The 21663-nt window shown below is 44.9% G+C and carries 18 protein-coding genes; 10 read left to right on the top strand and 8 right to left on the bottom strand.

Features of this window, described 5'->3' with window-relative positions; genetic code table 11:
• Positions 1-8 precede the first annotated feature (8 nt).
• Positions 9-977: a succinylglutamate desuccinylase/aspartoacylase family protein gene (locus tag ACUNWA_RS09465; RefSeq protein WP_445591656.1), complete on the top strand. Its 969-nt coding sequence runs from the start codon at positions 9-11 to the stop codon at positions 975-977.
• Between the two features lie 132 nt (positions 978-1109).
• On the opposite strand, the gene ACUNWA_RS09460 is transcribed toward ACUNWA_RS09465, so the two are convergent.
• Positions 1110-2363, bottom strand: coding sequence for an ABC transporter permease (locus ACUNWA_RS09460; protein ID WP_445591655.1), 1254 nt, complete (start codon positions 2361-2363; stop codon positions 1110-1112).
• A gap of 191 nt (positions 2364-2554) precedes the next feature.
• Between ACUNWA_RS09460 and purH the strand changes: the two genes are divergently transcribed.
• The 7 genes from purH to ACUNWA_RS09425 all read left to right on the top strand — a co-directional run bounded on the left by purH (position 2555) and on the right by ACUNWA_RS09425 (position 11323).
• On the top strand, positions 2555-4144 hold the full coding sequence (purH, locus tag ACUNWA_RS09455) for a bifunctional phosphoribosylaminoimidazolecarboxamide formyltransferase/IMP cyclohydrolase (RefSeq protein ID WP_445591654.1): 1590 nt from the start codon (positions 2555-2557) through the stop codon (positions 4142-4144).
• A gap of 50 nt (positions 4145-4194) precedes the next feature.
• Positions 4195-5217: a rod shape-determining protein gene (locus ACUNWA_RS09450; protein ID WP_299583834.1), complete on the top strand. Its 1023-nt coding sequence runs from the start codon at positions 4195-4197 to the stop codon at positions 5215-5217.
• A gap of 34 nt (positions 5218-5251) precedes the next feature.
• The gene (gene mreC, locus ACUNWA_RS09445; RefSeq protein ID WP_445591653.1) at positions 5252-6079 is read left to right on the top strand and encodes a rod shape-determining protein MreC; all 828 of its coding nucleotides are present in this window, start codon (positions 5252-5254) and stop codon (positions 6077-6079) included.
• Positions 6072-6578 carry a rod shape-determining protein MreD gene (gene mreD / locus ACUNWA_RS09440; RefSeq protein ID WP_445591652.1) on the top strand — a complete coding sequence of 169 codons (507 nt, stop codon included), beginning with the start codon at positions 6072-6074 and terminating at the stop codon, positions 6576-6578. Before mreC ends, mreD begins: the two co-directional genes overlap by 8 nt.
• A gap of 4 nt (positions 6579-6582) precedes the next feature.
• Positions 6583-8406 (top strand): penicillin-binding protein 2, encoded by a 1824-nt coding sequence (mrdA, locus tag ACUNWA_RS09435; protein ID WP_445591651.1) that lies wholly within the window; start codon positions 6583-6585, stop codon positions 8404-8406.
• A 5-nt stretch (positions 8407-8411) separates the two neighbouring features.
• A complete protein-coding gene (gene rodA / locus ACUNWA_RS09430) occupies positions 8412-9839 on the top strand; it encodes a rod shape-determining protein RodA (RefSeq protein ID WP_445591650.1) in 1428 nt (475 codons plus the stop codon).
• A gap of 185 nt (positions 9840-10024) precedes the next feature.
• Positions 10025-11323, top strand: coding sequence for a KamA family radical SAM protein (locus ACUNWA_RS09425; protein WP_445591649.1), 1299 nt, complete (start codon positions 10025-10027; stop codon positions 11321-11323).
• Positions 11324-11325: 2 nt separating this feature from the next.
• Here ACUNWA_RS09425 and ACUNWA_RS09420 read toward each other — a convergent pair whose 3' ends face one another.
• Positions 11326-11937 (bottom strand): acyl carrier protein phosphodiesterase, encoded by a 612-nt coding sequence (locus tag ACUNWA_RS09420; protein WP_445591648.1) that lies wholly within the window; start codon positions 11935-11937, stop codon positions 11326-11328.
• 224 nt (positions 11938-12161) lie between these two features.
• Here ACUNWA_RS09420 and ACUNWA_RS09415 point away from each other — a divergent pair, with 224 nt between their 5' ends.
• Positions 12162-13088, top strand: coding sequence for a carbohydrate kinase family protein (locus tag ACUNWA_RS09415; protein ID WP_445591647.1), 927 nt, complete (start codon positions 12162-12164; stop codon positions 13086-13088).
• 38 nt (positions 13089-13126) lie between these two features.
• On the opposite strand, the gene ACUNWA_RS09410 is transcribed toward ACUNWA_RS09415, so the two are convergent.
• The 4 genes from ACUNWA_RS09410 to ACUNWA_RS09395 form a co-directional block, all read right to left on the bottom strand.
• On the bottom strand, positions 13127-14422 hold the full coding sequence (locus ACUNWA_RS09410; protein WP_445591646.1) for a serine hydrolase domain-containing protein: 1296 nt from the start codon (positions 14420-14422) through the stop codon (positions 13127-13129).
• A gap of 608 nt (positions 14423-15030) precedes the next feature.
• Positions 15031-15933, bottom strand: coding sequence for a DMT family transporter (locus ACUNWA_RS09405; protein WP_445591645.1), 903 nt, complete (start codon positions 15931-15933; stop codon positions 15031-15033).
• A gap of 95 nt (positions 15934-16028) precedes the next feature.
• Entirely contained in the window at positions 16029-16556 is a 528-nt protein-coding gene (locus ACUNWA_RS09400; protein ID WP_445591644.1) for a CIA30 family protein, read from the bottom strand.
• Between the two features lie 243 nt (positions 16557-16799).
• Complete coding sequence (locus ACUNWA_RS09395; RefSeq protein WP_445591643.1) at positions 16800-16961, bottom strand: hypothetical protein; 162 nt, start codon at positions 16959-16961, stop codon at positions 16800-16802.
• Positions 16962-17131: 170 nt separating this feature from the next.
• On the opposite strand from ACUNWA_RS09395, the gene pgi reads away from it, so the two are divergent.
• Entirely contained in the window at positions 17132-18781 is a 1650-nt protein-coding gene (pgi, locus tag ACUNWA_RS09390) for a glucose-6-phosphate isomerase (protein WP_445591642.1), read from the top strand.
• Between the two features lie 58 nt (positions 18782-18839).
• Here pgi and ACUNWA_RS09385 read toward each other — a convergent pair whose 3' ends face one another.
• Both ACUNWA_RS09385 and lysS read right to left on the bottom strand, forming a co-directional pair.
• Entirely contained in the window at positions 18840-19835 is a 996-nt protein-coding gene (locus ACUNWA_RS09385) for an NAD(P)H-dependent glycerol-3-phosphate dehydrogenase (protein WP_445591641.1), read from the bottom strand.
• Between the two features lie 16 nt (positions 19836-19851).
• Positions 19852-21573 carry a lysine--tRNA ligase gene (lysS, locus tag ACUNWA_RS09380; protein ID WP_445591640.1) on the bottom strand — a complete coding sequence of 574 codons (1722 nt, stop codon included), beginning with the start codon at positions 21571-21573 and terminating at the stop codon, positions 19852-19854.
• Between the last annotated feature and the right edge of the window lie 90 nt (positions 21574-21663).

Genomic DNA, 21663 nt, shown 5'->3' with positions numbered 1-21663 from the left:
TTTGCATCATGAGAAAGCACCAACCGATGAGCATCCTGGGAACCTCTATTCTCCCCGGGAAGCAGACCATTCTAAACCTGGACATTGCCCGCCTGCACACGCGAGCAAAAGTTGAAGTTCCCGTAATTGTAGAGCGCGGCCGGGAAGACGGGCCGGTACTTTTACTCAATGCGGGCATTCATGGCAACGAAGTCAACGGAGTCGAAATCATTCGGGACATCATCTCCCGGAAGCTCAACAAACCGCAGCGGGGAACCGTGATTTGCATTCCGGTATTAAATGTCTTTGGATTTCTGAGCCAAACGCGTGAATTTCCGGATGGCAAAGACCTCAACCGCGTTTTTCCCGGCTCAAAAAACGGGTCACTGGCCAGCATCTTTGCCTTTCATCTCATGAATAACATTATGCCTCATGTTGATTACTGTATCGATTTTCACACGGGGGGAGCCAACCGATTCAACAGCTCACAAATCCGTATTAGCCGAGGAAACCCTGAACTGTTAGAACTGGCTAAGGTATTCAACCCTCGCTTCATCGTCTTTGCTCCCGACCGCGAAAAATCGTTCCGGCAGGCAGCCACCCGGGCAGGCAAACAGGTATTGTTATTTGAAGGAGGGAAATCGCTCGACTTTCACAAGCGTATTACCATGCGCGGCACCCGGGGAGTTAAGCGTATCATGCACCACCTTGAGATGCGAGATTTCTCCGAAGAGCTGGCTGAAATGGAAATGCCGGAGTCCATCATTATCGAACAATCCACTTGGGTCCGCGCGCGTCATGGCGGACTTTTCCGATTTCACATCAAAGATGGAGCGAAAGTTGAAAAAGGAGAAATTATTGGAAGTATTTCCGATCCTTATGGCAAATTTGAATACAAAGTACGCATGCCGGCCAGTGGTCACGTGTTAGGACTCAACCACGCCCCCATCGTTTATCAGGGCGATGCCCTTATTCATCTGGGAAGTACGAAACTTTAAGGTGACACATTAGGCATTCGGAAAAATCAGCGGCTAGTCTTTTAAAGACTGAAGTTCATCTTAACTTTTGAGCATTCATCTCCATTCCTATGGCCGGGCAACTGAAACTTGGAACTTGGAACCTTACCCCTCTCACACCGTATTGATCGCCTCCACCGGATCGAGCCGGGCTGCCGATAAGGCCGGCAAAAAGCCGGACAAAACACCAATCACTCCGGAAATCATCACTCCCAACAGTACATTTTCGGTATTCATGGCGATAGTCATATCCGACACGTAACTAAAAATGCCCGTTCCCAGAAAGATCAGAAACAAGCCGACCAGTCCGCCCATTATCGAGAGAATAACCGATTCAAAAATAAACTGAAGTAATATAAAGTATTTTTTGGCTCCCAAAGCCTTCTGAATGCCGATGACCCGGGTGCGCTCCTTAACCGACACAAACATGATATTGGCGATTCCGAAGCCTCCAACAACAATACTAAATCCGCCGATTACCCAGCCCGCCAAGTTAAAGACAACAAAAAAAGCGTCAAAGCGATTACTTATAGCACTCACTTCATTAATAGCAAAATCGTTTTCCTCCATAGGGCTCAAGCGGCGCAAGGTCCTCATAATTCCTTCCAGTTCGGCCACAAACTCTTCACGCCCCACCCCGGATTTCGATTTCACATTTATGGTTTGCCCCCGGTCTCGATTTTTAAAATCGACCATGTTCGCGGCATAATTCACCGGGATATGAATTCGCTTATCCATACTGGTCCCGAACATATCCGCTCCCTTCTTTTTATAGGTTCCAATAACAAGAAAACGATGTCCCATTGCTTTAAATTCCTTCCCCACAGGATTAATACCCCCAAACAAGCGATCGACCAATTCACTTCCAAGCAAAGCCATAGGAGCTCCCGAATGGCTTTCCGACTCCGTAAAATAGCGCCCCTGGTCCACATCGAGACTCCAGGTGTCAATCAAATCATGTGTAGTAGCCAGCACTTCCGTATTTTCAGACGTACTGTTTCCATATTGAACAGTGGTATTGAAGCCAAATAAAAAGACCGCATTTTCGCTAAACTGCGACCGCCGCATCAACTCATCAGCTTCACCCATTTCAGGCACCGGGCGGTTCAGGTATTTCCACCACGGATATTCTGCTTCTCCCTCCGGAGGTGTCCAGGGCCATTTCTGCACATAGACCATGTTGTCGCCCAAGGCATTCAAACTCTTCCGAATATAGTTTTCCAGGGAGTCAATCACCGTAAAAACCGAGATGATGGCAAAAATACCAATGGTAATGCCTAACAAAGACAAGAATGTGCGCAATTTATTGGCCCGCAAGGAATCGCCGGCAAAATTAAAGCTTTCAATAATGAGTCGCAGTAAAAGCATCCTTTTCGTTTAGATCAATAAAGATAAAACTATTCCACCCAAATCAAGGCTTTCAAGGTTCAAAAAAAGGAACGAAACCAACAAAAGCTGTTGGTATCTTTTCGATAATAAATTGCGGAATTCGCTTCCTTTTGAGAAAGGAAAACCAGTCGTTTTTATTATCTTTGTCCATCAATTTCAAAAGACTCTAAATGAAGGATTTAAAAAAGATTAAATCGGCACTCATTTCGGTTTATCATAAAGACAAGCTGGATGCTATCGTAGAAAAACTTGACAAGTTAGGCGTACAAATTTTCTCAACAGGTGGAACCCAATCATTTATTGAAGGTTTAGGAACCCAAGTAACCCCTGTTGAAGACCTAACCAGTTACCCATCCATCCTTGGAGGTCGGGTAAAAACACTTCACCCCAAAGTTTTTGGTGGCATTTTGAATCGACGAGATCACGAAGGAGATCAGAAACAACTGACGGAGTATGAGATTCCTGAAATTGATTTAGTCATTGTTGATTTGTACCCTTTTGAAGAAACAGTTGCTTCTGGCGCTTCGGAACAAGACATCATTGAAAAAATAGATATTGGCGGTATTGCATTAATTCGTGCTGCAGCTAAAAACTTTAACGATGTAATCATCGTTTCATCACGCAATCAATACGAAGAATTCATCCAATTGCTAGATGAGAAAAATGGCGAAAGCTCGTTTGAAGACCGCAAAGCATTTGCTCGCAAAGCCTTTGCCACTTCTTCGCATTACGACTCAGCCATCTTCAATTATTTCAACGAAGGGATTACGGAAACCAACCGGGTAAGTCTGAATGACGGACATGTGTTGCGTTATGGCGAAAACCCACACCAATCGGCCACCTTTTACAAGTTTGACAACACCGACAATAAAACAACCTTAGCCAATGCTGACGTATTGCAAGGGAAAGCGCTGTCATACAACAACCTGCTCGACGCTGACGCAGCCTGGAAATCGGCCAGCGATGCGTACCATGCAGTAACACACTTGGAAAACAAAGTAGCTGTTTCGGTTATTAAACACCTAAACCCTTGCGGGCTGGCTGTAACCGACAACGTTCTGCAATCGCTGGATCTGGCATGGGCCGGTGATCCGATCAGTGCCTTTGGATCCATCATTTGCTTTACCGATACGGTAACAGCGGAAGTGGCTAGCTGGTTTGGGAAAAAGTTTGTAGAAATCATCATCGCCCCTGAATTCACCCCCGAAGCACTTGAGATCTTCAGCAAGAAGAAAAACCTTCGTTTGCTGGTTACTCCTGTTAAAGCGGAATCAACCGGTGAAAAGCTATACCGCTCAATCAGCGGAGGCATGCTGGTTCAGGATGAAGATGAAGGGATGGATACCGAATTCAAAAATGTCACAAAAATTCAATTTGATGACAATAAAATAAATCTGGCCAAGTTTGGAATAACAGCATGTAAACATTTAAAGAGCAATGCCATTGCTCTGGTCACTGAAAATACGGATGGCTCGTTCTGGCTTACAGGTGCCGGCATGGGGCAACCCAACCGTCTGGACAGTCTTCGTCAATTAACCATTCCTCGCTTCAACCTGAAAGAAGGAATCAAAATTGAAGAGTCTGTACTAATCTCTGATGCCTTTTTCCCGTTCCGGGATAGTATCGAGGCCGCCAACGAGTATGGGGTTAAATACCTTGTAGAACCCGGAGGCAGCATCCGCGATGATGAAGTGATTGAAGCCTGTGATGAATTTGGCATGGCCATGTTATTCACCGGAAGACGGCATTTTAAACATTAATCACATCAACTGCTAAAGCGGAATATTGATACAGTAAGGAGAATTATACTATGGGATTGTTTTCATTTTTAACCCAAGAAATAGCGATTGACCTTGGAACGGCGAATACCATTATCATTCAAAATGATAAAATAGTGGTGGACGAACCGTCGATAGTAACGATCGACCTCAAAACAGAAAAACTCGTTGCCATTGGTGAAAAAGCACGCCAGATGCAAGGAAAAACACACGCCAACCTGAAAACGATCAGGCCTTTGCGTGACGGAGTGATTGCCGATTTTAACGCCGCTGAGCAAATGATCAGGGGAATGATTAAAATGATCAATCCCAAGTCTAAATTCTTCTCTCCTGCTTTAAAAATGGTGGTGTGTATTCCTTCGGGCTCTACTGAAGTGGAGATTCGTGCGGTTCGTGACTCTTCGGAACATGCGGGAGGACGCGAAGTGTACATGATTTACGAACCGATGGCGGCAGCCATTGGTATTGGACTGGACGTGGAAGCCCCGGAAGGAAGCATGATTGTGGACATCGGTGGAGGGACAACCGAAATTGCCGTGATTTCACTGGGAGGAATCGTGACCAACAAATCCATCCGGATTGCCGGTGACGACCTCACAGCTGATATTATGGAATACATGCGCCACCAACACAACATCAAAATCGGAGAACGAACTGCCGAGGAAATTAAGATTCATGTTGGTTCAGCCTTATCTCAACTAGAGGAACCACCCAATGATTTTATCATTCAAGGTCCAAACCAGATGACGGCGTTGCCCATTGAAGTACCGGTTTCGTATCAGGAAATCTCGCACTGTCTGGAGAAATCCATTTCAAAAATTGAAACTGCCATTTTAAGTGCCTTGGAGCAAACACCGCCGGAATTATACTCCGACATTGTTACCAAGGGAATTTACCTGGCCGGTGGAGGTGCCTTACTACGTGGTCTGGATAAACGCTTAACCGAAAAACTTAATATTCCGTTTCACGTAGCCGAAGATCCGTTAAGAGCAGTTGCCCGAGGCACCGGAATCGCACTAAAAAATGTTGATAAATTCTCCTTCCTCATCAGGTAATACTGAGTAGGAAAGAGCAAAATAAGTCTACTTCATGAGAAGTTTGCTCCAGTTTCTTGCTCGACATTATTTCATATTCTTGTTTTTGGCTCTCGAAGTGGTGTCTCTCATTTTGATTGTCAACTACAATAATTTTCAGCGAGTCAAATTTCTCAATTCCAGCAACCGGGTTTCAGCCTCCATTTTTGAAGCATCCAGCAACTTAACCAATTATTTTCATCTACGGAAAATAAACGATGAGCTGGCTGCTGAAAATGCGGAGCTGCAAACCAAGCTGCAAAAGCTACTGGAAATTGATAATTTAAGCCAACGAGACACCACCATCAACCCGGATACTACTTACCAGTTTATTCCGGCCCGTATCATTAATAAGTCGGTCAACAAACAATACAACTACATTACCATTAACAAGGGCCGGCTCGATGGAATTGAACCCGACATGGGGATTATAGGTGTCCAGGGCGTGGTGGGCATGGTGACCAATGTTTCGGATCATTACAGCTCGGGCCCAACTATTCTGAACAAACGGTGGCGCGTATCGGCCAAAATCAAAAAAAACAATTATTTCGGTTCCTTATCCTGGGCTGGTCTCGATCACCAATATGCTCAATTAAATGAAATTCCCTTTCATGTTGAGTTGACTGTTGGCGACACGATTATTACCAGTGGCTATTCGTCCATCTTCCCAGAAGGGATAATGCTTGGGGTAATTGAAAACTTCAATCATGACAGTGGAGCCAATTTTTACAAAATACAAATTCGCTTATCCACCAATTTCAAAACAATTACGCATGTTGATCTGGTGAAAAATAATTTCTTAGAGGAACAAATAAACCTGGAGGATAAAAACACCAATGATTAGAGATCTACTAAAATATGTCATCATACTTCTGGTATTGGTGCTGTTGCAAACACTACTTCTCAACAACATTCAGTTCAGTGGTTACGTGAACCCGTATTTGTATGTTCTTTTTATTTTGCTTCTACCGTTTGAAACCCCTCGCTACCTGTTACTCTTTCTTGGCTTCTTTTTAGGCCTGTCCATTGATATTTTCAGTAACACCCCGGGGATTCACGCTTCGGCAACGACCTTTATGGCATTTCTGCGTCCTTCTACCATCAGCCTGATCTCATCACGCGATACCATTGAAGCCAACACCCCACCCCGCTTAACGACCATGGGATTTGGCTGGTTCTTGCGCTATACCCTAATCCTTGTATTGACCCATCATCTCTTTTTGTTTTTTATTGAAGTGTTTACTTTTAATGGATTTATTCACACGCTGACAAGGAGTTTGTTTAGCGCCGTGTTTTCAATTATATTGATCATCATCAGCCAATTTCTGGTTTTTAAGGAGTAAGGTAGTGGACAATTTCTCAAAACGAAAATATTTATTGGGAGCCATTTTCATCCTAGTTGCTTTAATATTCACCGTTCGGCTATTTCGGCTTCAGGTGCTGGAAAATAATTATAAGCAGTACGCAACACGGAATGTACTCCGCAGGGTCATCACCTACCCGGCGCGTGGTTTAATTTATGACCGCAATGGCGAATTGTTGGTTTACAACAAAGCATCGTATGACCTCTTAGTTACCCCAAGAGAAGTATCGGCTTTCGACACCACCAGTTTCTGCCGGATCTTAGATATTGACAAGGCCGAACTAGTAGAAAGTCTGCAAAAAGCCAAAAAATATTCCACCTACAAACCGTCGGTAATCATCAAACAGCTTTCGCCTGAAAACTATGCCGTGCTGCAAGAGAAGATTTTTCGTTTCCCCGGCTTTTTTGTTCAGGCACGTACCCTGCGCGAATACCCACAAAAAACAGCGGCTCACGTACTTGGATATGTCGGCGAGGTTGATCGTTCAAAAATAGAAAACGATCCCTACTATACCCAGGGAGACTACATTGGCGTTATCGGTTTGGAGAAAGCCTACGAAGAAGCACTGCGCGGACAAAAAGGCGTCAATTTTCAGCTGGTCGATGTTCACAACCGCATCAAAGGCAGCTACCGGGAAGGACGCAGCGACACGGTAGCTGTGCTCGGGAAAAACCTTTCCACAACGCTCGATGCCGATCTGCAGGCTTACGCCGAATACCTGATGCAAAATAAGAAAGGCAGCGTAGTAGCTATCGAGCCGGCAACGGGTGAGGTTCTGGCTTTTTTAAGTGCACCAACCTACGACCCATCGCTGCTGGTAGGACGTTCACGGGGTGCGAACTTCAAAAAGCTTCAACAAGATACGCTTGAGCCCATTTTTAACCGGGCCATCCGGGCTGCTTACCCACCAGGATCGACTTTTAAACTCATAAATGCCTTGATTGGCCTCGAAGAGCAAGCCATAACCACACATAGCGCCTTTAGCTGCAGTGGACGTGGATCGCGCCCCATACGCTGTACACACGATCATTATTCACCGATTAGCCTTCGCGATGCCATCCGCGAGTCGTGCAACCCTTTTTTCTGGAATACCTTCAGTTCTATTATCCGGAAATACCCTCGAGCCGATGAAGGCTATAACACGTGGAGAAACCACCTACTGACCTTCGGGCTTGGCCAACGACTGGGAACAGAACTGGGGAATGAACTTTCCGGAAATATACCGAAAGACTCTTACTACAATTTTTACTATGGCGAACGGCACTGGAACGCCCTGACCGTCCGATCATTGGCAATTGGGCAAGGGGAATTGTCTATCACTCCATTTCAGCTGGCCAACCTGGCTGTAACCATTGCCAACCGAGGGTACTACATTACACCGCACCTGGTTAAATCGGTATGGAGCACCAAGGATGAACCAGAACCCATCGAGTTTGAGCGCCACAACACCAGCATTGCTGCTGAACATTTTGATGTTGTGATAGAAGGCATGCAGGCTGTAGTAGAAGAAAGCAACGTCCGTTACACGTCTAAACTCGATAGCACGGTTATTTGCGGAAAGACCGGAACCGTGCAAAACCCGCACGGTTCAGACCACTCCGTATTCATTGCTTTCGCGCCCAAAGAAAATCCGAAGATTGCCATTTCGGTGTATGTTGAAAACGGGGTGTGGGGCTCACGCTATGCAGCGCCTATTGCCAGTTTAATTATTGAAAAATATTTGAATAATAGTATCGCGCCCCGAAGATTAGCCATCGAAGAACGTATGCGCAATGCCAACTTATTAAATCCCAATCAACCAAAATAAATAGCGTGGCAAGAAGAAATAACATATGGGCCAACCTCGACTGGTTTAGTATTATCCTCTACCTCATCCTTGTTTTCATGGGGTGGATTAACATTTACGCAGCCGTGTACAATGAAGAGCACAGCAGCATTCTGGACATGACCCAACGCTACGGAAAACAGCTGATATGGATTGGTGCTGCGCTGGTTATCGGTTTTACGCTCATCATTATCGACAGCAAGTTCTACGTCTTTTTCGCCTATGCTTTTTATGCCATCACCATCCTGCTACTGATTGCCGTGCTTCTTTTCGGAACCAAGGTAAAAGGAGCAACATCTTGGTTTCAGCTTGGAGGAATAGCCATTCAGCCGGCGGAGTTTGTCAAATTCACGACCGCGCTCGCACTGTCCAAGTACTTGAGTTCCTATAACTTTAAAATGCACCGCTTCCAATCCCTGTTGACTATCGGTGCTATTTTACTGCTTCCGGTATTGCTCATCTTCATGCAAAACGATACCGGCTCAGCCCTGGTAATCAGCGTCTTTATTTTGGTTCTATTCCGCGAAGGCTTGTCTGGATCTGTGTTATTCCTGGCTTTCATCTCTGCCTTAATCTTTATTCTAACATTAGTTCTGTCACCCCTACACACCATCTTTACCTTAAGTATTGGCGCGCTACTCTTTCATTATTTCATGCGGCAAAAACTGTCTGAATCACTCAAGGCATTAGGCATTTACGCCAGTCTTTCAGCTGTTTTTCTTTTAGCCGGACCTATTTTCAAGCTCGGCGAACAGCAAGTTCATCTTTTACTTTTCGCCTCCATCTTGTCGGCCATCATCTTTGCCATCTATACGTTGCGAAAAGGACTATACAACCTACTGATTGTTTTAGCCTTGTACATCGGGCTGGTATTGATGACCTTTTCGGTGGATTATGTCGTCAATAATGTATTGCAGCCCCACCAGCAAAGCCGAATCAATGAGTTGCTCGGCATCAGTTCAGATCCAACCGGTGTCGGCTGGAATGTGAACCAGTCGAAAATTGCGATTGGATCCGGCGGTTTTTCCGGCAAAGGATTTCTGAAGGGCACTCAAACCAAGTTTGACTTTGTGCCCGAGCAAAGCACCGACTTCATTTTTTGCACCGTGGGCGAAGAATGGGGATTTATAGGAACCACCACTGTCATTATGCTGTTCCTATTTCTATTGCTTCGACTCCTATACCTGGCCGAACGCCAGCGATCAACCTTTAGCCGGGTGTATGGCTACAGCGTGGCTTGTATTCTTTTCTTCCACCTGGTCATCAACGTTGGAATGACCATTGGCTTGGCGCCTGTAATTGGCATTCCGCTACCCTTTTTTAGCTATGGTGGATCATCACTCTGGTCGTTTACCATTTTACTCTTTATTTTCTTGCGTTTGGATGCCAGCCGCGCCGAGAAACTGAGTCACTAAGCCCTTACGCAGCCCTCGAAGCTCATTTCTAATTTCGCCTATTTTTATTATCTTCGCAAAGCTACAAAAAAGGGACTTAAAAGTATGTAATATATCATGTTTTAGGTGGTTGCAAAGGCGCCCCAGTTTTCACATGATATTAGTTATTACTCCTGGTGGTATTAACTTGTTAAAAACTAAAATGCATGAATTATCGTTCTTACACTCTCAGTAACTTCAGACAAATTCCTCAAATTGCGATGTTAAGCGAAGAGGAACAATTTACCATTGAAGTTATTGGAACCGTTTTACCTTTCAAAGTAAGTAATTACATCATTGATGAATTAATTGACTGGAACAACTTTGCAAAGGATCCGTTCTTCATCCTCAACTTTCCACAGAAAGGAATGCTCTCCGAGGAACATTTTCAAAAAATTGCCAACCTGCTGAAAAGTACTACAGACAAAGCAACAATCAAAAAAGCTGTTGATGAAATTCGTCTGCAGCTGAATCCAAATCCGGCAGGGCAGGAAACCAACGTACCCGAACTCAATGGCGTTCGGTTAAATGGCATTCAGCACAAGTACCGCGAAACCATGTTGTTTTTCCCCAGCCAGGGACAAACCTGCCATGCCTATTGTACGTTTTGTTTCCGGTGGCCACAGTTTGCACTCAACAGTTTCAAGTTTGCCATGAAAGAGGCTAACTTAATGATTGAATACCTGACAGCACATCCTGAAATTACTGATGTTCTGTTCACCGGAGGCGACCCGGCAGTGATGAAAACCAAATTTTTTGAACATTACTTTAATGCCATTCTCGATGCCAATCTGAAAAACATCCGCACCATCCGTATTGGAACCAAAGCGTTAAGCTACTGGCCTTACCGCTTTACAACCGATGACGATGCCGAAGATTTGATGAAACTTTTCCGCAAAGTGGCTGACCGAGGTATTTCAATCTCCTTGATGGCACATTTCAATCACCCCAAGGCCATGGAAACTCAGGCGGCTAAAGAAGCCATCAAGAATCTGCAGGCTGCCGGCGTTCAAATTCGTTCGCAATCGCCTCTGCTAAAGAACATAAATAACGACTCCGCCATCTGGTCAACCATGTGGCGCGAACAAGTCAACTTGGGAATCATTCCTTATTACATGTTCATTGCCCGGAATACCGGAGCTCAGGATTACTTTGCCGTTAGCCTGGAAGAAGCCTGGAAAATTTATCAAAAAGCCATTCAAAAGGTGAGTGGAGTGTGCCGCACCGTGCGCGGCCCATCCATGTCGTGCGCCCCGGGAAAAATTCAAATTCTGGGGACTCAGAAAATTCATGGCGAAAAAGTGTTTGTTTTGAACTTCCTGCAAGGAAGAAACCCCGATTGGGTAGGACGACCTTTCTTTGCGAAGTATAATCCGAAAGCGATCTGGCTCGATGACCTGGAGCCCGCCTTTGGGCAAGAAGAATTTTTCTTTGAGAATGCCAACCTCAAATTACAAATAGTTTAAGATTAAAGCCCGTTCATTGCGGGCTTTTTTATTTCCACTTCGAAGTTAGCTTCCACAAAATCGACCAGCTCAGCAAAGAATACTTCAAACTCTTGCTTGATCAATTCATAATCCTGCGTCAACACTTCCAAGGCAAAGTCGGCTTCTTCGGGTAAGCTGGTTCGTCGGCCCATAATGGCAAGAGATTGCCAAATTCCCTCCAATCCGGCATACGATTCGAGCCGTTTGTGCTGAATCAGAAAAGGCAAAAACAATTTCACCCGCATGGGGAGTATGGAAAAGTGGGACAATAATATGGCATGGACATTTTTCGAATAATGACGCAAAGGATAGATCGAATAATTCTGCCAGCCAATTGCCAGGAAATGATCAAAAATAACATCAGTCACAATTCCGGCGTAGCGACCATAATTGGTTTTGAATCGGCTGGCACAATCCTTGACCAACGCGTGCCGGTCGGTAAACCAGTCAATTTGCCGATGCAGCAAAACCCCCGTTTGTACTCCAACAGGATACTGCTGATACTGCCTTCCCTTAACATGATCGCCAATGAAGTTCCCTACCAAAACAGCTTCATCTTCTCCGGAAAGATACAAGTGAGCCAAATAGTTCATGGTCGAAATTACCTAAATTTTAGCACAGACACCTGCTGTACATCAAGTTTTATCGACACGAGTTCTCGATAATTCTTTATACTTTTGCTTGCGTAAACCAGGATCTGATTTTCACATCCACCCCTCTGCTAATTATCCTACTGATCTACCCCTTGAAATACAGGGACATAAACAAGTAAACCTCGCGACAAACCACGAGAAACGATTTAATTAATTCTGATAATATGACGAAACTTATTGCTGCTGTGGGCGAACTGCTATGGGATTTGCTGCCGGAAGGCAGAGTGTTGGGAGGAGCTCCTGCCAACTTCATTTTTCGTATCAATTCCTTTGGAGACCTTGGACAACTCATCACCCGCATTGGAGATGATGCTTTGGGCGAAGAAGCACTCGAATGCGTTCGAGAACTCGATTTGTCAGAGCAAAATATTCAGATTGATCCTTTTTCTCCTACCGGAACGGTACAGGTTCAATTAAATGAGCAAGGTATTCCTGATTATACGATTCATCCAGACGTGGCTTACGATTACATCGACCCCACATTCTCGGCTTTGGCCATGGCTCGTCATGCCGACTGTGTTTGTTTTGGCACGCTGGTTCAGCGTACCAAAAAATCGAGGGAGACACTCCGACAGTTTCTGCGCGCCGCCACCGATGCTCTTCGTTTTTATGATATCAACCTGCGCAAAGACTGTTACACAACAGAAATCATTGCAGAAAGCCTGAAGCTAACCCACATTCTAAAAATAAACGACGAGGAATTATGGGCACTGAAGGAACTGCTAAAGCTACAAGCAAACAGCCTGAAAGGGCTGGCTGGCGAGCTGATTGAAAACTTCGAATTGAAAACGGTGCTGGCTACACTGGGCGAAAAAGGGGCCTTCGTACTATCCAACACGGGTGAATACCATTACGACCCGGGTTACCGCATCCAACTGGCCGACACCGTTGGCTCGGGCGATGCCTGCTCGGCTGGTTTTATCCACCGCCTCATAAATGGTCATTCGCTGGAAGAAGCGCTGCAGTTTGGAAATGCAACCGGTGCGCTGGTGGCCTCCACCCAAGGTGGCACACAGTTTATTTCCAAAGAAACCATTGAGGCTTTCCGCCAGGAGAAACACGAGCGCATAAGTACCCAGATAAACGACTAAGTCTTATTAAATAAAGGCATATCTTAACTATCGAAGTCCTATTTACGCATCAAGTATGTTGCAACCCGATGATATGCCGGAAGTGAATAGGGGTCATTAGCTGCATTGCCGGCAACGGGGTGCGAGGCGAACCGAACAAGAACCATCTCCGCCTTCGGGTCAACATAAACCGTTTGGCCATGAACGCCTCTGGCTGTAAATGCTCCATGCTCATTATGCGTTATCCACCACATATTGCGGTAACTCCAATCCTTGAGCTGACTATGGGTTGACTTTTGAAAGGCTTCCTGACTGCCTCCATTCCGAATGTCTTCTATTAGCTGAAGAGGAAGGATTTGCTGCTCATTAAAAAATCCATTGTTCCTTATCATTTCACCAAACATGGCGATATCGCGCAAATTGCAGTTAAAACCGCCACCGGCAAAGGCAATGCCGGCCCCATCAACCTGATAGTAACCATCAAACTGAGTCCCCAGCGGTTTCCATATTCGCTCGGAAAGTAAATCCGGAATGCTTTTCCCTGTTACCCTCGAGATGATCCAGCCCAAAGCGTCGGTGTTTACCGTTTTATAAGCGAATACTTGCCCATGCGCTCCATTTTTCGCCACCGTTTGCAAAAACTCGAAATAATTCATCGGGCCACTATAGTCTTTAGGTTTAGGAAGTGGGTTCCCTGCTGCTGTAAAAGTCCACACCTCAGCATTAGGGTCCGCATAATCTTCACTATACTGCAAGGCTGTGGTCATATCCAGGATCTGACGGATGGTTGCATCGCCAAACGCCGAGGACTTTAGTTCGGGAACATAGTCGGAGGCGAGCTTGTTCTCGTCCAATACGCCTTCGGCCACTAACAAGCCCCCCAAGGTACCGGTAAAGGTTTTACTTACCGACATGGCGGCATGCACCCCACTAGCGGTCAACGCTCCAAAATATTTTTCATAGACAATCTTTCCTTGATGCACTATAATTATTCCATCGGTGTAATTTTTAGCCAGTGATTCCTTAAACGTCATTTCATGTTCACTGCCCACAGGTGTAAAGCTCACTTCATCAATCTTGTTATCCAGTTCAACAGGAAAGGAATAAGGCTTATTCTCTGCGGATGGGACGGTTACTGTTGGCAAAAATTGACGCATGTGGCAAGCACTATAACGTAAAGCTGGAAACCTAAAAAAACGACCATCAGCTGCTGACAAAATACGATTTGCTGGCGGAGGAAAGCCCTGCATCCAGCCCATTTTCTGAGGATCAGATTCTTCCGCTGTAAGAAATTCCTGACTGAGTACCGAATGGCTAATGACGCCTGCAAAAATTAAAAAAGCAATTTTCTTCATATTGATTGTTATTGGCTAACCGATTCGTTCAAAGCACAGCTCCATCGCTGGTACGCTGTACAGGTTGCCATTCGGCTTCATGATTTATTCCGTGAATGGCAACTTCGGTTTTTTACGAATGAAGCGCCCAATAGTTCGGGCTCAACTTCGAAAAATCAAACGATAAAAGGAAGTCGTATGCAAGCTGTTTACAAGCACAGAGTCACCATCGGTAGCTATTGGTACGAATGGCAAATCCACGGCAGCAACGGATCTACATGTTACCCCATTCACCCTGCCGGTAAGCACCGGGGCATAGCGACCCAAGAAATTTATCGCTCCATACCAAGTCTATAGCTTAAGTGTCTTTTCTCTGATTCTTCTGTGTATCTTCTGCGTATTTGAATACAGAAGATACACAGAAGATACGCAGAAGCAACCCAGAAGATATGGAGTTAAACCGAAGACAATTCTGTCGAAAAAGATCACGGGTCAAGTCAAAGTCCCACCATTTGCAACGAAAGATTACCATTAAAACCTGCAACATCCTAATCGACATGCAAGCCGGGCAGCGGATCCTAAACAAGCTTCGGACGACTCGACGAATTACAAAATCAAGAACACTGAACCTATTGCTTTCGTTGTAAGAATCCGGCACGGCTGGCCGAGATAATCATCACCCCCAGCACGGTGATAGCACCGCCAATCAATTGATGAATTAAAGGTAAGGTTTGAAAATACAGGTAACTCCCAAGTAACACAAAAACACCTTTCAGACTTTGAACGATAGACGATTTTGATACTTCGATGTAACGAAAAGAGTAGTAAATAAAAAGCACGGCCACGAAAGGCCCCAGGGTGGCTCCAATAGCAATATTGGCTAAGGCACTTAGCGGAATCACCAGTGACTGCCCATAAACGAAAAACATGGATAAGGAGAAAATAAATAAGCATACTGCCCGATTGGTATTCAGCAATTCGGGACTCATGGTTTTAACATTCATTTTAACAACTAAGGAAGCGGTGGCCGCAAAAAATGCGTTGATCAGAACAACACCGGTGCCGGGAATAAACAGACTGGATAAAGTCGTGCCACCCTGATAGCTGATGATAAACGCCCCAATGAGTGCCAACACGGCACCAAACGATTCCATCCAGGTAAAGCGCTCGCGCAAAAACACGATACCCATGCCGGTCAGGATCACCGGAAACAAGTTTCCAATAAAAGAAGTTACAGCCGGATCGGGAATAATCTGGATTGATAGAAAGAAGCTGGTGGTCGTCAAAATCTCCAGGATGCCCAGCAAAGCTAAGATCCGCCATTGGCGAGCCGACAATTGAAGAATAGCCCGGTGACCTCCTGACTTAAGCAGCCAGCCGATATTCAGCAGCGATGCAATAAAAAACCAGTACACCCCAAATTGGGCGAGATGCACTTCGTTGAGTGCTGCCTTGCTGAAAATATAAATATTGGAAAAGGCAATCGTGGCTACTGCCGCGAACAGATATCCCTTAAACCGGTCTGATTTCATACGGTAAAGATAAGAAAGGGACCGCACTTGATTCAAGCGCTAAAGAAAATTATACATGAATTGGAAGACGCAGCATGAGCAGACGATTAATCCGTTTACTTCACAATAATTTGATCCAATTCAAGCTTGAAGGCTTCGTTTTTATTATTCCCGATTAGAATGGCAATTTCCTCAATAGAATCTCCCGAAAAGTTGGGCTCGCTTAATCGTCGTCCCCGGAAAGCGGGGTACAGATTCTGTAGAGATATTTCGACAAGCTGCCATTCACCTGAAGTTTGAAAATAACCAACATAAGAGAAATAATCACTTGCCTTTGCTTTAACCCGAAACTGGTAGCGTTTGCCATCGCCCTTTAGTCGAATCCCGACCTTCTTAAGCCCTGCAATATTCGTGCTGCCCGTGCGGTAGCGAACCGAAGAAAAGCCACCGTTGTTTTCAAGCGAAACGGTACCTTCAAACACGCCATTTCCTTCCGGATCGAGCGTTATGGAGCTAGTCGATCGACCACCCATTACGTCATCGTTAACAACAGTCCAGTCACTTAATTCACTGGTTTTCGAAAAGTCAAAAAGCACCAAGGGATTCGTCATAGTCAAGAGCAATAGCATAATTAAATAAGGCATAATCTTTCATTTTTGGGATCAGCACGCTGAGTTTATACTCAAACAGCATGTCTCCAAAAGAACAAGCAGCAATGCCTGAATGTTTGATGAGCAAATAAAAGGCAACTTCATACTCAAGAAAGTCAGATTGTTAAAAAGAGAAGAGGGTCTAGCTTTGATAAGCTAACCCCTCGCTTCCCGGTTATTCAACATGTAACAATTAAGAGCTATCTTCTCAACTTTGCATCAAGCGTCATGAGCTGACTACTGTCCCATAATCACAGGTGCTAACTCAGCTTTTACTTTCTCATAATCTGCTTCCTCCATTAAGCCCAAATCAAGCAAATCTTTCGATTCTTTCAGTTTGGCAATAGCCTCATCGCTGTACGATTTCGCAGCGAAGTTTGTCTGCCAACTGGGATGCAACGCATAAAAGAATTCGTACAGTAGCCGGGACTATTTTCACCAAGAATCAGAAGTTCCTTCCTCACAACACAATCGCCAGGTAGCAGGCCGATATCTTCAATGCATTTTTTTATCTTTGCAGCCATTCATAACTGACGACTCATTTTATTTTTTACAAAAATCTACGAAATATGCTACCAAAAATAAATCCTACAACCACCAAAGCCTGGAAAGCGCTGGAAGCACACTATGCTTCGTTTAAAAACACGCAAATTAAAGACCTGTTTACCAATGACGCTTCCCGTTTCGAAAAATATAGTTTGAAATTTGAAGATATCCTTTTGGACTACTCAAAAAACCGGCTGGATGACAAAGCTTTTTCGCTGTTATTGGAATTGGCTAAAGAATGTGGCTTGAAAGAAGCCATTGCCAGTGAATTTTCGGGTCAAAAAATCAATGTAACGGAAGATCGTGCCGTGCTTCATGTCGCTTTGCGCAACCGAAGCAATACGCCCATTATGGTTGATGGCAAAGATGTGATGCCAGAAATCAATGAGGTGCTGGAGCAAATGAAGCAGTTTTCGGAGCGTATCATTTCAGGCGACTGGAAAGGCTACACCGGCAGCCCCATTACTGACATCGTCAATATCGGCATTGGAGGTTCTGACCTGGGCCCCCTGATGGTGGTTGAAGCGCTGAAGCCCTACAAAAAGGAACATATTAACCTGCATTTTGTATCGAATGTAGATGGAACACACATTGCGGAAACATTGAAGTTGGTGAACCCGGAGACGACTTTATTTATTGTGGCCTCGAAAACTTTTACCACACAGGAAACCATGACCAATGCCAACAGTGCAAAAAGCTGGTTCCTAAAGGCGGCAAAAGATGAATCATTCGTAAAGAATCATTTTGTGGCCTTATCAACCAATGCTGAAGCGGTTGCTGCTTTCGGTATTGATACGAAAAACATGTTCCGCTTTTGGGACTGGGTTGGTGGCCGTTATTCAGTTTGGTCGGCCATTGGGTTATCGGTAGCTTGTGCGATTGGCTTCAACAACTATGTAGAGTTTCTGGAAGGTGCTCATGCGATGGATAATCATTTTAAAACGACAGAATTTGATCAGAACATGCCGGTTATCCTGGCGCTTATCGGCATTTGGTACAACAATTTCTACGGTGCCGAAACAGAAGCCATCCTGCCCTACGATCAATACATGCACCGCTTTTCGGCTTATTTTCAGCAAGGCAACATGGAAAGCAACGGAAAATATGTCGATCGAAATGGCGAAACCGTGAATTACCAAACCGGCCCAATTATCTGGGGTGAACCCGGCACCAATGGTCAGCATGCCTTTTACCAGTTGATCCACCAGGGAACCAAGTTAATTCCCTGCGACTTCCTGGCACCGGCCATTAGTCAGAACCAAATCGGAGATCATCATCCCAAGTTGCTGGCCAACTTCTTCGCCCAAACCGAAGCCATGATGGTGGGAAAATCAGAAGAACAGGTTGTTGCAGAATTGAAAGCGGCCGGAAAATCAGAGGATGAAATCCAGGCTTTGAAGAACTTTAAAATCTTCCAGGGCAACATCCCAACCAACTCCATTCTGTTAAAAAAACTGACGCCGCACACGCTGGGTGCGCTGGTAGCCATGTATGAACACAAGATATTTGTGCAGGGAATCATCTGGAATATATACAGTTTCGACCAGTGGGGCGTGGAATTGGGCAAGCAACTGGCCAATAACATTCTTCCTGAGTTAACGAATGAGGAAATGATTATCAGCCATGATGCATCCACCAACGGATTGATCAATGCCTATAAGAAAATGCGATAGCATATTTCTCAAAATAATTAAAAAGAGGTATTCCTGGCGGAGTACCTCTTTTTTTCGATTATCGTAATTTATCGGTCAATTGTCGAATTTCAATAGCAGGGGGCACATTGCCGTATAAAATGTTATAAACGGCATTACAGATTGGCATCTTTACTTTATAGGCTTCATTAATCTCATGGATCGATTTTGTGGCATAATACCCTTCTGCCACCATGTGCATTTCAATTTGCGCGGTGCGGGTCGTATAGCCTTTCCCAATCATCGCGCCAAACGTACGGTTACGCGAAAACTGCGAGTAAGTAGTTACCAACAAGTCTCCCAGATAGGCCGAGCTTTTGATGTCGCGGTTAATGGGATGAACTTTATCCACAAAACGCTTGATTTCCTGAATGGCATTGGCAACCAGTACGGCCTGAAAGTTATCGCCATAGCGTAAGCCATGTACGATACCCGAAGCAATAGCGATAATGTTTTTCAGAACCGCTGCATATTCGGTACCAAATATATCGTCCGACACATGTGTTCGGATATACTCGCAATTAAGCTTATCGCCAAACTCGCAAGCCCGTTTCACATCGGGACAAGCAATGGTCAGGTAAGACAGGCGTTCCAGTGCCACTTCTTCAGCATGGCACGGACCGGTAATCACTCCCACCCGCTCATAGGGGACTTTATAGGTTTCGTGCAAGTAGTGACCTACAATCTGGTTAAACTCTGGCACAATTCCTTTTATGGCCGAAACGACAAATTTATGCTTAATATCCACCGTCAGTTGAGACAGTGCCTGGTGCAGAAAAGCAGAAGGAATGGTGAGGATCAGAATATCTGAGGCCTCAACAATTTCATTGATATCATCAAAAAAGGAAATTCGACTGGTATCAAACTCCACCCCGCGCAAATAATTTGGATTGTGTCCGAAACGTTTGAACTGCTCAATATTATCCGCACTGCGGAAATACCAATTAATTCCCTCCACATTATTCATAAGGATTTTTGCCAAAGCTGTTGCCCAGCTTCCGCTTCCCAGTACCGCTATTTTTGGTTCTGAATTCATAATCAAACGACTTGAGCTACGAGAGCCATTGCTTCACATCGTCCATCGATGGATTTGTCAGCCCAAGTTTATTCTTTTTATTGAAACCACAAAGATCGTTGAAAAACTTGCCGGCTTTAACTTCTTTTAAAGCCTCGGTTTTTTGAAAGCCCATTTTTCGGATTACTCCTACCCATTCGGCTGCAATCCCCATTTCCATAAACTTCTCATCCGTGTCGGCTTCTGATTTTTTCTCCGGTTTCATTTGCGGAAAGAAAAGAACATCCTGAATAGACGCATTATTGGTCATGAACATGGTCAGTCGGTCAATACCGATCCCCATTCCCGATGTTGGCGGCATCCCATATTCGAGTGAGCGCAGGAAGTCCTGGTCAATAAACATGGCCTCATCATCACCTTTTTCCGACAGTGTCATCTGATCTTCAAAACGTTCGCGCTGATCAATCGGATCATTCAACTCGGAGTAGGCATTGGCCAGCTCTTTCCCGTTTACCATCAACTCAAAGCGTTCGGTCAGTTCTGGATTGTCGCGGTGCTTTTTCGTCAGCGGAGACATTTCAATCGGGTAGTCGGTAATGAAGGTCGGTTGAATGTAGTTGTGTTCGCACTTCTCGCCAAACAACTCATCAATCAGTTTTCCTTTTCCCATACTTGGGTCAGTCTCTATATCAAGCGCTTTGCAAATTTCACGCAGTTCTTCTTCGTTCTTGCCCGCAATATCATGACCGGTATGTTCCAAAATGGCATCACGCATCGTCACCCTTGGGTAAGGCCGCTTAAACTCAATAAGTTTATCGCCTACCTGAAGTTCTGTCTTTCCGTGCAAAGCCAAAGCTACACGTTCCACCATCTCTTCGGTAAAGTTCATCATCCATTTGTAGTCCTTATAAGCCACATAAATTTCCATGGCCGTAAATTCAGGGTTATGTGTGCGATCCATCCCCTCATTCCGGAAATCCTTCGCGAACTCGTAAACGCCATCGAAACCACCAACGATCAATCGTTTTAGGTAAAGTTCATTGGCAATCCGCAAATAAAGTGGAATGTTCAGGCTATTGTGGTGTGTAATAAACGGGCGGGCAGCAGCTCCTCCGGGAATAGCTTGCAAGATGGGAGTTTCCACCTCCAGGTAACCTCTTTCGTTGAACATCTCGCGCATCGTATTGATGATCTTGGTCCGCTTGATAAAGGTATCTTTCACCTGCGGATTCACAACCAAATCGACATACCGCTGGCGATAACGCTGTTCCGGATCCGTGAAGGCATCATATGTTTTACCATCCTTTTCCTTTACAATTGGAAGTGGGCGCAATGATTTTCCAAGCACCGTAAATTCTTTTACATGAATGGATTTTTCGCCCACCTGGGTTGTAAAAGCAAAGCCCTTCACCCCAATAATATCGCCAATGTCCAACAGTTTTTTAAAGACCTCGTTGTAGAGGGTTTTATCTTCGGCAGGACATATTTCGTCCCGGTTAATGTACATCTGAATTCGTCCGGTATCATCTTGCAGCTCGGCAAATGAAGCTTTTCCCATAATCCGCCGACTCATAATACGACCAGCTAGCACAACTTCCTGATAGTTCCCCTTTTCCGGGTCGAAGTTGGTTTTTATCTCTGTTGCCTTGGCATTTACAGGATACTCTTCAGCCGGATAGGGCTCTATTCCCAACTCACGTAATTTTGCCAGTGAATTTCTACGGATCACTTCCTGTTCGCTAAGCTCTGCTATACTCATGGATACGATTCTATTATGAAAGATTTCGTTAAAAATTTTGTGCAAAGATAACAAAGAAAAGTTGAATCCCTTCCAAAGTCGTTTTCAAAC

The organism is Sunxiuqinia sp. sy24, from assembly GCF_052677165.1.
This window is presented reverse-complemented; position numbering and strand designations above follow the sequence as displayed.